Below are 13651 nucleotides of genomic sequence, written 5' to 3'. Positions count from 1 at the left end.
CTGATTACCGCAACCTTCTTTTCAGAATTTTCCATGTCATTACCCCTTAAACAAAAAAAACCCGGCAAACACACGCCGGGGCTAATAAAAACAGGCAACCCCTCGGGACCGGTTTTTATAACCGGCTGCCTCAGGATATGCAGTATTTACAGCCCCTGGGTATCAGGTTGCCCTTCACCGCGGGACATCAATTTGTGAATAATATAACGATTTGAAATGATCGGTGCAAGATATTTTTTTCAGGCCATCTCCCCCATTTTAGAGCAATAAAAAAGTTTTCATCACCTTTTTTGTTTGTACGGAATGAAATAAACACTAAAGATTTCTTATAAAGTTTTTTTTAAAAAAGTGAGCATTCGCAAACATTCCTTTGGACTCTCCAAAAAAGCTTGACTCATGAGGAATAATTTCATTATTTTAAGATGCTGAGTTCAATAATGGAATTGCTCACTATTTCGGTGGAATATTCATTTTTTATCCTGCCCTCACATAATCGGTTTACCGTGCAGCCTGATTCTGTTTAGCAATCCGGGATTTTCTTCATGATTTTGACTGTTTATCCGAGGGAGTTCAAGCTGAAACAATGATTGTCTCTTCGTCAAGAAAATCTGTTGTGCATATCATGAATAAATACAGAGGGAGATGATGAAATGTCCAAAGAAAGCACGTTTACGAAACGCATCAATGTAGTCGGACGCAGAATCAACACCCTCAGACTTTCCCGCAACATGTCCATAGAGGATCTCAGTAAAAAAACCAGTGTTAGTTCAGTAACCATATCGAATATAGAAAAGGGCATATACAGCCCTAAACTAAGCACGATACTCGAAATTGCAAAAGCCCTCAATACCACACTGACCTATCTTATCGAGGATGTGGCCGAACCCCGTATCTTCAAAATTGAAAAAAACAAACAGAAGCTCATTTCCGCCGAGGGTGTAACTCTGCATGATTTTGCCCCGATTATGATGGATAAGCGCGTATCAATTTACATCACGGAGATGGATGAAGGGATGACGACCGCGCCGCATGACTCGTTTGACGGCAATGAGTTTGCCCATGTACTGTCAGGGAATATAACTGTGGAAATTGAAGACAAGGTTATCAGGCTCGATGAGGGGGAGTCGGTTTATTTTCACGGCTCATACCGTCACAGGCTCAAGGCCGAAAAAAAATCAAAAATTATTTTCATCAGTATATTTACATAAATCGATCATTTTAATTGAATGAGTATAACTGGGGAATTATCTGTTTAATTATCATTAATTTACAAAAGGAGTGTATGAAATGTCGAAAGTTTTGCGAATTGGCATAGTAGGCGGTGGAATTTTCGGGCAGTGGCACCTCAAGGCTTTTACCCAGGTTCAGAACGAGGGCAAAGCACAACTGGTTGCAATCGCCGACCTTGTCGAGGAAAAGCGGAACAAAGCCGCGAAGGAATACGGCATAAAACCCTATGCCGATTATCGTGAAATGATCGAGAAGGAAAAACTCGATGCGATCAGCGTGGTCACTCCCGATTCACTCCATGCCGACATAGCTGTTACCGGCCTCGAGATGGGGTGTCATGTCCTCTGCGAAAAACCCATGGCCACAACCATGAAGGACTGCCGCAGGATTCTCAAAACCTCTCAGGAGCGGCCCGGCCAGATATTCATGGTGGATTACCATAAACGTCTCGACATGTACCACATCGAGCTCGAACGTGCTGTCCGCGAAGGGGAACTGGGGAAAATCCAGTACGGGTATGGCTACATGGAGGATAGAATCGAGGTCTCCCGCGACTGGTTCAAAAACTGGCCAAAGGATTCATCACCGTTCTGGTTCATCGGAACGCATTTTGTCGATCTTATCCGCTGGGTAATCAAGTCGAATGCTGTCAAGGTGTTCGCCACCGGTAGGCGCGAGAAACTCAGGAGCCTCGGGCTTGAATTCTGGGACAGCCTGTCTTCGCAGATCGTGTTCGAAAACGGCGCCACGTTCACGGTCGATGCATCGTGGATTCTCCCCGATGGATTCGAGGCGATTGTCAACCAGGGTATCCGTGTCATAGGCACCGAAGGTATCTTCGAGGTCGACAGCCAGGATCGCGGTGCAGGCGGATGTCTCAAGGGCAAGACCCAGCAGTCGTACAACCTGGGAGTATATGCCGAGAAGCATACTCCCGATGGCAGGACCCGGTATGGCGGATATGGTATCGAGTCCATCATGGAGTTCGCCTATCATGTGGACCATGTGCTCAACGGCGGTTCCCTTGCCGATCTGAAGGGACTTTATGCGGATGCCGTGGACGGCATAGAAGTTGCGAAAATCTGTATCGCCACGCACATGAGCGCCGAGGCGGGCGGTAAAGTCATTGAACTGAATACCCTGTAGGAGAACTGCGGTGATGGGTAAGAAAATTGTTTTCAAGATAACCGATTATATTGAGCCCGATCTCAAATGGGAAGAGGAGCAGTGTAAAAAACTCGGAGTGGATTTTTCATACTATCAGTTCAAGACCGATCCCTCTGATGTGCTCATCAAAAACTTTGCCGACGCCGATATTATTCTGGTCAACATGGCGAAAATGACTCCCGAGGTCATGGCAGGCCTCACCAATGTCCAGGTCATGATCCGTCACGGTATCGGCTACGATAATTTCAATCTTCCGGCTGCAACCGAGAATGGCATCATCTGTGCAAATCAGCCGACAGCATCGAGCGAGGATGTCGCCGAGCAGGCGATCATGCTCATGATGGCAGTTTGGCGAAAGATTTTCATTCAGCGTGAGATACTCGCGGATTCGGTTGCCAACAGGAAATGGATGTTCGAGCCCATCTATCCCGTCTACCGTATGGGCGGAAAAACGCTCGGGATTATCGGCTGCGGAAACATCGGGAGCATTGTTCTCCGTAAGATGCGGTCATTCGGCATGAGGATTCTGGTGGACGATCCTTATCTGTCGAAGGCGCGGCTCGATGAGCTCGGCATCGAACACACGCCTTTCGAGAAGGTGCTCAGTGAGTCCGATATTGTCACCATCCATGTACCGGTGACCGATGAGACGCGCGGAATGTTCAATGCCGCAACCCTTGGTATGATGAAAAAGAGCGCTATTCTCATCAATACTGCTCGCGGGCCGATGATTAACATCCCCGATCTGGCAGCAGCGCTGAAGAAAGATGTTATAGCCGGAGCGGGCATCGATGTGTATGACCAGGAACCGCCTCCAGCCGATTACCCGCTTATCGGGCTGAGAAATGCCGTGCTCACACCTCACCTCGCCTGGTACAGTGTCGAAGGCGGCTGGGACATCAGGTATACGATCATGGATGATCTGAAGGCGTTTATTGCCGGGAAACTCCCGAAAAGCGTGGTCAATCCCGAAGTGCTTTCGAGTCCCAGACTCAAGATGAAGATTCATAAATAACGATGAAAGGAAAACACCTCATATGGTTGTGAATATTAAAACGCCTATCCCGGGGCCGAATACTTTACAATACAAGGCACTGTCCGAAAAATACGAAGCCCATTGCCTTAATCAGCAGGCACCTGTTGTCTGGGATCATGCCGAGGGTGTCAAGGTCTGGGATGTGGACGGCAATACATTCATCGACTGGACAAGCGGTGTGCTCGTTACCAATGTCGGACATTCGCACCCAAAGCTTGCCGATGCGATAGCCCGTCAGGCCCGTCGGCTTCTGAACTGCTATGACTCGCCCACGGTCGAACGTATCACCCTGGCCGAACGTATGGTCGGGCTGGCTCCAGAAAATCTCGATAACGCCTTTTTCGCAACAGTGGGCTCGGAGGCTGTCGATGCTGCGGTTCGCGTAGCAAAACACTTTACCGGCAAATTCGAGATCATATCGTTTTTCGGCGGTTTCCACGGCCGCACTATGGGAACCATGAGTCTTGCCGGAAAAATGGGTACAAAAAAAGGTTTCGGGCCGGTCATGCCGGGATTTTTCCAGGTTCCGTTTCCCGACCCGTACCGTAATCCCTTCGGCTCGGACAGCCGCGATGTCGCCGCTCAGTGTCTCGACTTCATGGATGTATCAGTGAAGGCCCAGTCGACCGGCTCTATTGCAGGGCTCATCGTGGAACCGTACCAGGGCGCGGCGGGATTCATTTTCCCTCCGGATGGTTTTCTCAAGTCCGTTGAGGGATGGTGTAAAGATCATGACATTATCTTTATTCTCGACGAGGTGCAGTCATCGTTCGGCCGTACCGGCAAGTTCCTTGCCCTCGAATGGGAAAGCCTGAAGCCGAATCTCGTCTCCATCGGCAAGGGTATCGGTTCGGGTATGCCTATATCGTGCCTGCTCGCCGAATCGAGGATCATGAAAACCCTCGGCGAGGGCGAGATGAGCTCCACATGGGGCGGTAATCCCATCTGCACTGCAGCGTCACACGCCATTCTCGACATTTTCGAGGAAGAGAAGCTTGTCGAGAACTCTCTCACCATCGGCAGCCACATGAAAGCCCGTCTCCTCGAAATGAAGGAGAAATGCCGTTACCTCGGCGATGTGAGAGGGCGCGGCCTTGTCATGGGACTCGATATAGTCAAAGACAAAAAGACAAAGGAGCGCGATCCCCAGACAACCCGGAGGATCATCGACGAATGCTGCAGGCACGGTCTCATCATCGGTGCCGTATCGGGCAATGTCATCCGTGTCGCCCCACCGCTCGTCATATCGAGGGATGAGGCGGACGAGAGCCTCGATATCATGGAAAAAGTGCTCACAAACCTGTAATATTCATGCGATTCGATATAAAGAAGGAGGGGGCGACCGCTCCCTTCTTTGTGTTATGCCAATTTATGTTCAAACAAATAATTTTAGACAGGATACATACGAATAATACTATTTTTTCTGGTTATTCAGTCAACGCATAAATTTTAAAATGAGATGATTGTTACCCGTTAATGTGTCATTCCCGTGAAAACGGGAATCCAACATCTCATGCTCATGACATTGCGATGTTTTTTCTGGATTCCCAATTCACTTCGTTCTTGGGAATGACAATACTAATACAATACATCAGTATTTTTGAGCTGATTTAATATTGCTCCGGTGGTTAAACAGTGACATAGGATTGTGTCATGCCGAACTCCTTGTTTCGGCATCTATTCCAGAAATTAGTATCATTATTTATTCGCCGGAGCAATAACAAGATATTCTTTGATATTCTTTATAAAATAGAACTATAGTATTATCCGCGAAAATCCGCCTGATCCGCGTCAATCCGTGTTCTATTCAGGCTCTTAGACAGGAGAATATTCATGCCCGATAGTGAAACAATCCATAAGACATGTCTCGACCTGCTTCCCGGAACCACCGCTTTTCTCGACAGGCTCGTGCGGTTTCAGTCGCTTTCGAGTTACGAGGGCCCGGCAATGGAATGGCTCTATGACCAGTTCAGGGATATCGCCGATGTGTGCGAGAAGGTTCCGGTGCCGGAGGACATCATCAACGATCCCGGTTATTCCTTCAGGATGGGAGATCAGCCTTACGAGGGCCGTCCCAACCTGCGTGTGGTCATTAAAGGAGACGGTACCGGGAAGAGCGTGTGTTTCAACGCTCATGTCGATGTCGTTCCGCCCTCGAAAGATCAGCCGCGCCCGTTCGATCCGTATGTCGAGAACGGCGCCATGTACGGCCGCGGAACATGCGACGACAAGGGACAGATCGCCATGCTGTGGACGCTCCTGACTGCCATGAAAAGGCTTGGAGTGAAACCGAAGGGAGATGTGATCCTCCACATCGTCATCGAGGAGGAGACCGGCGGCAACGGCACACTCGCGCTGATCCGCCGCGGCGAACAAGCCGATTTCGCGGTCAACCTCGAACCGACCTCGAACGATGTCTACACCTCCGTGCGCGGGGCGGTATGGTTCACCGGCACCGTGTACGGCCGTGCGGGACATTCCGGCTCGGCGCAGACTACGGTCAGCGCGCTCAAGATGGCTATCGAGGCAATAAAAATCATCGAGGAGTACAACCAGGAGCTGCTCGAAAAAACCCACGGCGACGATCCGCTGTTCCTCAAGTATAAAAATCCCATGCCGGTCACCTTCGGCCAGCTCGAAGCGGGCGACTGGCCAGCCATGGCGCCCCAGAAGGCGGTCTTCAAGGGTGTGTTCGGCCTGCTCACCACACCGAAAGAGGAAGTGATGCGTGAGATGGTCGAACGTGTGAAGACGAGAGGCCCCGAATGGCTCCGCGACAACTTTGAGATGACCTTTTCGTACCGTCACGACACGAGCAGAACCGATCCCGACGGCCAGGCGGTGAAACTCCTGCTCGACGGGTATCGTGCAATGGGTGTCAAGAGCGAAATCGGCTCCGCCAATTACGGCGCCGACGCATGGTTTTACAACAACATCCTCGGCATTCCCACGGTGGCGACGGGTTGCGGCAGTATCAACGACGCCCATACCAACCATGAGCATGTGGTGCTCAGTGATATTGCGCTCGAAGCGGCGAGTGTTTTACATTTCATCGGGAGCTGGTGCGGGATAAAAGAGTAGGCATAAGGCATAAGGCAGAAGGCATAAGGGGGAAAGACAAGGCAAAAGGCACAAGGCAGAAGGGGAAAAAACCAGGGGATGCCGGAGGCTCACCATGAAACACTTCGAACGCCGAGCAGCAGGTGCGGGTTACGTGAGGAGAATGGATGAGTCTTGTCAGGCAATGCTAATCTGCATCTGCCATGTGATCCCGTATGAATTTCTCTATGGCTGACACGACCTGTTCCTTGAACTCCGATGGGCTCTGAGCCACCCAGACAGTAAAATTGTACAATTCCTGAGAGTCGGCCTTCAGCCATTTGCCGTTATCATATAAGAATGTGAGCACTGTGGTTATGGCAATTTACTCGTTGCCGTTGAGAAAAGGATGATTCTTGATCATCAGATAGAAGAGAATAGCTGCCTTTGAAACCAGTGTCGGGTATAACGCCTTACCCGAGAATCGCTGAAACGGTGTCAGAACGCAGCTTTCAAGCACATTGGGGTACCGTGTGGAGAAATCCGGCAGGGGCTTATCGAAAGAAAGGTGCTCCTTCGCAAGCCGGAAAGCAAGGTATTCCACTTCCGCTATCGTAATGGTCTTCACTATTCCCTGCCTAAAAGCTTAAGAACTTCACCGTATTCCCGCACCGTCTTAAGAACCGCGGCATCGATACGTTTCTTTCCCTTCGGTGTAACCTCTCTGCCAAGGATGTCTCTGACAGTCCGGTCCGTAATGATGTAGTTCCTGCCTGCTTTTGTCGCAGGAATCTGTCCTTTTTTGACGCGGTTGTAGATTGCGATACGGCTGACCCCGAGAAGCCTGGCAAGTTCGGGAACAGTGATGTACTCTTTGATTGGCATGATTTTTACCTGCAATGATATGTTAATTCCGCACATGCAATATACCATATGTAATGGTGAATGCAAGAGTTAACATGTGTTAAGATCAGATAGGGAGGTTAACAGGAGAAAGGAGGGGGTAGCTTTTTAACGGTGATTTTGATGAGTTGATTCAAGTTACAGTATAACTAACGTTAAAGCTCACCAGGAGCATTGAAGTGCAGTTGAATTGCTATCCGGTGGAGCGCGTTATTAGATGCTTTCATCAAAATAGTCAGTATCGATTTTTTTCACTGGGTACTGCGATACCGTCGATACTCCGATATCATGGTCAATCATTAGATTGGATAACTGTTCACCATCAATCAATACAATTTTACTTCCGATTTGAGATACATAGTTTCGAGCATCATCAGTGAATCTTGAAGTCGTTATGAAAATACCTTTGTTTGCTTTTTGAGCCTGTAGTGCTCCGGCAAACTGCATTACATCCGGCCTTCCAACGGGATTATTGTTCCACCGCTTTGCCTGAATATATACGACATCAAGCCCGAGCTTATCTTCTTTAATTATTCCATCTATACCTCCATCACCACTTTTTCCAATAGCTTTTCCTGCGTCGACACGTGAACCACCATAACCCATTTTCACGAGCAGTTCGACAACGATCCGTTCAAAAAATGACGGGGACAATTTTTTTAGTCTAGAAAGTAGTTCAACAATTAATTCGTTTCGGAGATTATCATATGCATTCTCGAGGGCTTCGAATGGTGTAACAACTCCAATATCATGAAAGTCTTTGGAAGTAATTCTCTGCCCGCCACTCCGCGTTCCTTTGAGTTGAAGAAATTCGAGGAATTCTGGATATTGCTTGAGCAGTTTTACGTTAATTGTCGAGGGTTTTTCCTTGAGAAGTTCATGCCCGCGCGCAGTAATTCGATAATAACCTCGACGTGTAGTCTCAAGCAATCCTGCCTTTTTCATGTAAGTTGCAGCCCATCCAACTCGATTTATAAAAGTGCTTTGGATTCCGCTCGGAAGCATATCTTTCAGGTCATCGTTCGAAAGACCGAAGCGTAATGCAAGAGCCTCAACCGCATCATTTGTGGAAAGCTCTATTTTTTGTTCTTTTGCGAACTGTAGCAATGGCAACATGATATTTTGGTAATCGGGGACAGCCATTTTTTCATTCCTTTGAGTCAATCCAAGAATGATTATCTAATCATCACATAATAAAATATATAAACGCGTATAAGTTACCGTTGCTTCTCGTTTCCACCTTTTTATTTCCTATGAATTTTCGGGCTGTTAGCCGTGAGTATCAATAAAATAAAATTTATTCCCTTGTCAAGATAAATACGTTCAGTATTTAATGGCGACCGGCATTAAAATACCGGTCTATTCCCGAAAAGTCCCTGTCGAGACTCTTTCCTTTTGTACCTCAGTGCCTTGTCTTTCCCCTTGTGCCTTCTGCCTTGTGCCTTCTGCCTTGTTTTTAAAAAATTGAGGGTAGTAAACTCATATCTCTCCCTTGACTTTACATAATTATTTTCTTATCTTTCTAAGTCTATAAAGGAATAGTGAATTGTATATGGATTGTTGTTAATATTTCCATGAGTCTCTGTCTTTACATGGATGTAAATACAACCAGAAACTATAAACCAGTTTTTATAAACCAGTAACTGTATTTTTACGGAGTTGAATATGGCAGAGAAGCGAATCGGTATTTTAACGGGTGGCGGGGATGCACCAGGTCTGAATGCTGTTATACGGGCGGTAACTGTCAAGGGAATAAAATCGGGATATGAAGTCATAGGTTTCGAGGAGGGCTGGCGCGGGCTTCTCGACAAGAAATATCGTACGTTGTCGCTGAAGGATGTCGAGGACATTCATCTTCTCGGCGGCACCATTCTCGGTTCGTCGAGAACCAATGTCGCGAAGATAGAGAACGGTTTCGAGATAGCGAAAAAGAACCTCGAGGAACTCGGTATTTATGCGCTTGTGGCATCGGGTGGCGAGGATACGCTCGGTGTTGCGCTGAAGCTGTACAAGGCCGGCGCCAGCGTTCTCGGAGTTCCGAAGACGATCGACAACGATGTCAACGCGACCGATTACACCTTTGGTTTCGATACGGCTATCAACCGTGTCTGTGATTTACTCGAGATGCTCAGAACGACCACCGAAAGCCACCATCGTGTCATGGTGGTCGAGATCATGGGCCGTCACGCGGGCTGGATTGCGCTGCATGGCGGTATAGCCGGGGGCGCTCATATGATCCTGATTCCCGAGGTCGAGGTCAAAGTTGGCGAGATTGTCGCGATGGCAAAACGCCGGTATGAATCGGGTGAGCGGTGGGCAATAATCGCGGTTGCGGAAGGCGCGGTGATACCCGATCTCATGAAAGATGTGGCCCATTCATCACAGCTCGATGCATTCGGCCATGTTCAGCTCGGCACGGGTAAAGGTATCGGCGAGGCGCTCGCCAATGCGATAGAATATGAAACAGGCTTCGAAACCCGATCGCTCGTGCTCGGTCATCTCCAGCGCGGGGGAAGCCCTACGGCATTTGACCGTGTTCTCGGGACCCGGCTCGGTGTTCATGTTGTGAAAATGATAGACGATGGCAAATTCGGCATGATGGCTGCGCTCAAAGGCGGAGAGATGAAAGCGGTATCGCTCGAGGATGCGGTAGGATCGCTGAAGATTGTCGATAAGACTAAATATGAAACGGCAAAGCTGTTTTTCAGTTAAGAGGGCGATGAAAAAGTATCTTTTCCATGCGCCCGATTATGAAATATGTGGTTTTTATTGCTGTCAAGGGCATGTAAATCCGTCCCCGAATTATTAATCGGGAATTCGTGCCGATCCTTGACAGCTGATATCCACGCATAAAGTGTTTTCACCGGGATTTTATTATAACGCACTTTCACGATTGAGAAAGGTACTCCCATGCCATTAGTTCCGATGCGGCAGCTCCTCCTGGAAGCGGCAAAGGGAAATTACGCTGTCGGCGCATTTAATGTCAATAACATGGAGCAGATACAGGCTATCATGGCTGCTGCGCAGGAAACCCGGTCACCGGTTATCATACAGGCTTCCCGCGGGGCGCTCAAGTACTCGAATTTCACCTACCTGAAACACCTCATGCTGGCAGCGGCGGAAGAAAATCCGGACATACCCATCGCCATGCATCTCGATCATGGCAACAGTCTGGATACCTGCAAGCAGGCGATTGCGCTCGGATTCACATCGGTCATGATAGACGGTTCCCTCAAGGAGGACAGTAAAACTCCGACAACCTACGAGGAAAATTTAGCGGTGACCATGAGTGTTATCGAATATGCCCACCCCCTCGGAGTAACAGTGGAAGCGGAGCTCGGCACACTCGGTGGTATCGAGGACGGCGTCGGATCGGGGAAAGTCCACCTGACCGATCCCGACCAGGCAGTTGATTTTGTCAAGAAAACGAAGGTCGATGCTCTGGCGGTTGCAATCGGTACTTCCCATGGCGCTTACAAATTCAAAGCCGAACCGAAACTTGCGATCGATATCGTACAGGAAATACACAGACGGATACCGGAGACCCCGCTCGTTATGCACGGCTCGTCGAGCGTGCCGGAAGATCTGGTGGCGGTTGTCAATAAATATGGCGGCAAAATGCCCCAGGCAAAGGGCGTTCCCATGAGCGCCATTCAGTCGGCCATACCCTTCGGTGTGCGGAAGGTGAATATCGACACCGACGGCCGTATTGCGATTACGGGTGCTATCCGTAAAGTCTTTGTGGAAACTCCCGATAAGTTCGATCCCCGCGATTATATGAAACCGGCCCGTGATGCACTCACAAAACTCGTTGCTCAGAAAATGCGCGATCTCGGCACTGCGGGGCATGCCGGAGATTTCAAACCGGTTTCGCTCAATGATATGATTGACTTTTACAAGAAGAGCGGTTTGTTGTAATCCTCACACGAAGAAAGAAAGGATTTACCATGGCTATCAAAATCGGAATCAATGGTTTCGGCCGTATCGGCAAGCTCGTTTTCCGTGCGGCGATTGCGGATGGCGGCTTTGAGGTTGTCGGTATCAACGATCTTATGGATACCAAGACAATGGCTCATCTGCTGAAATATGATTCGACACAGGGCAAGTTCAAAGGTACTGTCGAGGCAGCGGCTGACGGCATCATTGTCAACGGCAAGAAGGTCCTCGTATTTTCCGAGAAGGATCCCGCAAATATTCCGTGGGGAAAACTCGGTGCCACAATGGTACTCGAATCGACCGGTATATTCGCTGATGATGCCGGATTGCAGAAACACATCGATGCCGGCGCGAAAAAAGTGCTTCTCTCGGTTCCCCCCAAGAGCAAGGGCGAATCCAAGATCAAGGTGATTGTCATGGGCGTGAACGACAACATTCTGACCTCGGCCGACACCATGATTTCGAATGCATCGTGCACCACAAACAGCCTGGCTCCCATGGCGAAGGTTCTCCACGAGAAGTTCGGGATTGTCAAGGGATTCATGACCACGATCCATTCATACACGAACGACCAGAAAATTCTCGACCAGGTTCATAAAGACCTCCGGAGAGCCCGTGCTGGCGCGATCAACATGATCCCCACCACAACCGGCGCCGCCCGCGCTGTCGGTAAGGTTCTTCCCGAGCTCAAGGGGAAACTGGACGGCGTCAGTGTCCGCGTACCCACACCCGATGCCTCACTGACCGACTGCGTGTGCGAGCTCAAACGTGCGGTCACCATCGAAGAGGTGAATAACGCATTCAAGGCAGCCGCAAATGGCGAGTTGAAGGGCATCCTCGAGTATACCGATGATCCGATCGTTTCGAGCGATGTTATCGGAAATCCCGCATCGTCGATCATTGACGGCCAAATGACCTCGGTAATGGAAGGCACCATGGTCAAAGTATTTTCATGGTACGATAACGAGTGGGGTTATTCGAACCGGTGCATCGACCTTTTCAAACTCATGGCAAAGTAAGGGCGTTGTAAACAGTAAAATGGTATCCCGCGGATGCTTACGAGAGCAGCCGCGGGATTTACTTGTCAGACCGAGGTGAGATGAATGGCTATCAAGACTGTAAACGATATTGATCTCAAGGGCAAACGGGTCATCGTCCGTTGTGATTTTAACGTTCCCCTCGACGAGAACCGGAATATTACCGATGAAAAGCGCATTGTCGCCTCGCTTCCGACCATACGCTACATACTCGACAAGGGTGGGAAACTCATTCTCATGAGCCATCTGGGACGTCCCAAAGGGAAACCCGTACCCGAGATGAGCCTCGCGCCGGTGGCGAAAAGTCTCGGCAGGCATCTCAACAAGCCGGTGAAGCTTGCGCCGGACTGTGTTGGCTCCGCTGTCGAAGCCATGGTTTCGGAGATGAAACCGGGCGATGTGGTTCTTCTTGAAAATCTCCGTTTCCATAAGGAGGAGGAAGCGAACGATCCTGAATTTGCACAAAAACTCGCATCGCTTGCCGATGTGTATGTGAACGATGCATTCGGTACTGCGCACCGTGCCCATGCTTCCACCGAAGGAATCACACGTTATCTCAAAGAGGTTGCCTCGGGTTATCTTCTCAAGAAGGAAATCGATTATCTCGACAGCGCGGTCAAGGAACCGAAACGCCCCTTTGTGGCCGTTATCGGCGGAGTCAAGATTTCCGGCAAGATCGATGTGATAACCACCCTGCTCGACAAGGCAGATACTCTTCTCATCGGCGGAGGGATGGCGTATACATTCTACAAGGCCATGGGACTCGAGATCGGCAAGTCGATTCTGGAGGCCGAACGAGTGGATATGGCCCGTGATATCCTGGAGAAGGTCAAAGCTTCGTCCTGCGAGTTTCTCCTTCCGGTCGACTGCATGATAGCCGATAAATTCGAAAACGACGCCAGGACACGATATGTCGATTCCGATGCCATACCGAAAGACTGGGAAGGTCTCGATATCGGGCCGAAAACCGTTGAGCTCTATACATCAAAAATTAAAGGCGCGGGAACTGTTGTGTGGAATGGCCCGATGGGTGTGTTTGAGATGGAAACGTTCGCGAACGGAACGAAAGCGATAGCGCAGGCTATGGCCGATGCAACCGCGAAAGGAACGGTTACCGTTATCGGCGGCGGTGATTCCGCGGCGGCGATCGCCAAATTCGGGATGGAGGACAGGATGAGTCACATTTCGACCGGCGGCGGTGCTTCCCTTGAACTGCTCGAAGGGAAAATACTTCCGGGAGTTCAGGCGCTCAATCGAGGGTGAATATAACAAATAACCACGAAGACACGAAGGTAAAATTATA

General features: G+C 49.4%; 12 protein-coding genes. 9 read left to right on the top strand and 3 right to left on the bottom strand.

Translation table 11 applies throughout. The annotated features are described in order from the left end of the window. Positions 1–650: 650 nt before the first annotated feature. The 5 genes from LLG96_16765 to LLG96_16745 all read left to right on the top strand — a co-directional run bounded on the left by LLG96_16765 (position 651) and on the right by LLG96_16745 (position 6514). Positions 651–1208 carry an XRE family transcriptional regulator gene (locus LLG96_16765; protein ID MCE5251861.1) on the top strand — a complete coding sequence of 186 codons (558 nt, stop codon included), beginning with the start codon at positions 651–653 and terminating at the stop codon, positions 1206–1208. A 79-nt stretch (positions 1209–1287) separates the two neighbouring features. Beyond that, positions 1288–2376: a Gfo/Idh/MocA family oxidoreductase gene (locus LLG96_16760; protein ID MCE5251860.1), complete on the top strand. Its 1089-nt coding sequence runs from the start codon at positions 1288–1290 to the stop codon at positions 2374–2376. 13 nt (positions 2377–2389) lie between these two features. Continuing rightward, complete coding sequence (locus LLG96_16755) at positions 2390–3412, top strand: C-terminal binding protein (GenBank protein MCE5251859.1); 1023 nt, start codon at positions 2390–2392, stop codon at positions 3410–3412. Positions 3413–3434: 22 nt separating this feature from the next. Then, entirely contained in the window at positions 3435–4739 is a 1305-nt protein-coding gene (locus LLG96_16750; GenBank protein ID MCE5251858.1) for an aspartate aminotransferase family protein, read from the top strand. 527 nt (positions 4740–5266) lie between these two features. Further along, positions 5267–6514 (top strand): M20/M25/M40 family metallo-hydrolase, encoded by a 1248-nt coding sequence (locus tag LLG96_16745; GenBank protein ID MCE5251857.1) that lies wholly within the window; start codon positions 5267–5269, stop codon positions 6512–6514. Between the two features lie 343 nt (positions 6515–6857). Here LLG96_16745 and LLG96_16740 read toward each other — a convergent pair whose 3' ends face one another. From LLG96_16740 to LLG96_16730, 3 genes are all read right to left on the bottom strand, one after another. Continuing rightward, positions 6858–7100, bottom strand: coding sequence for a Fic family protein (locus LLG96_16740; protein ID MCE5251856.1), 243 nt, complete (start codon positions 7098–7100; stop codon positions 6858–6860). Continuing rightward, positions 7100–7357 carry a helix-turn-helix domain-containing protein gene (locus LLG96_16735; protein MCE5251855.1) on the bottom strand — a complete coding sequence of 86 codons (258 nt, stop codon included), beginning with the start codon at positions 7355–7357 and terminating at the stop codon, positions 7100–7102. The genes LLG96_16740 and LLG96_16735 overlap by 1 nt, the downstream gene beginning before the upstream one ends. Before the next feature lie 231 nt (positions 7358–7588). Next, positions 7589–8518, bottom strand: a complete 930-nt coding sequence (locus LLG96_16730) for a restriction endonuclease (GenBank protein MCE5251854.1) — start codon at positions 8516–8518, stop codon at positions 7589–7591. Positions 8519–9040: 522 nt separating this feature from the next. On the opposite strand from LLG96_16730, the gene LLG96_16725 reads away from it, so the two are divergent. The 4 genes from LLG96_16725 (at position 9041) to LLG96_16710 (ending at position 13611) form a co-directional block, all read left to right on the top strand. Next, positions 9041–10087 carry a 6-phosphofructokinase gene (locus LLG96_16725; protein ID MCE5251853.1) on the top strand — a complete coding sequence of 349 codons (1047 nt, stop codon included), beginning with the start codon at positions 9041–9043 and terminating at the stop codon, positions 10085–10087. Positions 10088–10285: 198 nt separating this feature from the next. After that, entirely contained in the window at positions 10286–11293 is a 1008-nt protein-coding gene (locus tag LLG96_16720) for a ketose-bisphosphate aldolase (protein ID MCE5251852.1), read from the top strand. Positions 11294–11322: 29 nt separating this feature from the next. Further along, the gene (gene gap, locus LLG96_16715; GenBank protein ID MCE5251851.1) at positions 11323–12330 is read left to right on the top strand and encodes a type I glyceraldehyde-3-phosphate dehydrogenase; all 1008 of its coding nucleotides are present in this window, start codon (positions 11323–11325) and stop codon (positions 12328–12330) included. 84 nt (positions 12331–12414) lie between these two features. Further along, positions 12415–13611 (top strand): phosphoglycerate kinase, encoded by a 1197-nt coding sequence (locus tag LLG96_16710; protein ID MCE5251850.1) that lies wholly within the window; start codon positions 12415–12417, stop codon positions 13609–13611. Positions 13612–13651 lie beyond the last annotated feature (40 nt).

This window comes from bacterium (assembly GCA_021372535.1).
In the GTDB taxonomy this organism is placed as follows: Bacteria; Latescibacterota; Latescibacteria; order Latescibacterales; family Latescibacteraceae; genus JAFGMP01.
The sequence above is the reverse complement of the archived record's forward strand: the minus strand, read 5'-3'. Positions and strand labels throughout refer to the sequence as shown.

Bases quoted from the DNA above. Each gene is read 5' to 3' on its own strand.
- LLG96_16745 (MCE5251857.1), top strand. From the start codon at position 5,267: ATGCCCGATAGTGAAACAATCCATAAGACATGTCTCGACCTGCTTCCC.
- LLG96_16760 (MCE5251860.1), top strand. From the start codon at position 1,288: ATGTCGAAAGTTTTGCGAATTGGCATAGTAGGCGGTGGAATTTTCGGG.
- gap (MCE5251851.1), top strand. From the start codon at position 11,323: ATGGCTATCAAAATCGGAATCAATGGTTTCGGCCGTATCGGCAAGCTC.
- LLG96_16755 (MCE5251859.1), top strand. From the start codon at position 2,390: ATGGGTAAGAAAATTGTTTTCAAGATAACCGATTATATTGAGCCCGAT.
- LLG96_16710 (MCE5251850.1), top strand. From the start codon at position 12,415: ATGGCTATCAAGACTGTAAACGATATTGATCTCAAGGGCAAACGGGTC.
- LLG96_16750 (MCE5251858.1), top strand. From the start codon at position 3,435: ATGGTTGTGAATATTAAAACGCCTATCCCGGGGCCGAATACTTTACAA.
- LLG96_16735 (MCE5251855.1), bottom strand. From the start codon at position 7,357: ATGCCAATCAAAGAGTACATCACTGTTCCCGAACTTGCCAGGCTTCTC.
- LLG96_16730 (MCE5251854.1), bottom strand. From the start codon at position 8,518: ATGGCTGTCCCCGATTACCAAAATATCATGTTGCCATTGCTACAGTTC.
- LLG96_16765 (MCE5251861.1), top strand. From the start codon at position 651: ATGTCCAAAGAAAGCACGTTTACGAAACGCATCAATGTAGTCGGACGC.
- LLG96_16725 (MCE5251853.1), top strand. From the start codon at position 9,041: ATGGCAGAGAAGCGAATCGGTATTTTAACGGGTGGCGGGGATGCACCA.
- LLG96_16720 (MCE5251852.1), top strand. From the start codon at position 10,286: ATGCCATTAGTTCCGATGCGGCAGCTCCTCCTGGAAGCGGCAAAGGGA.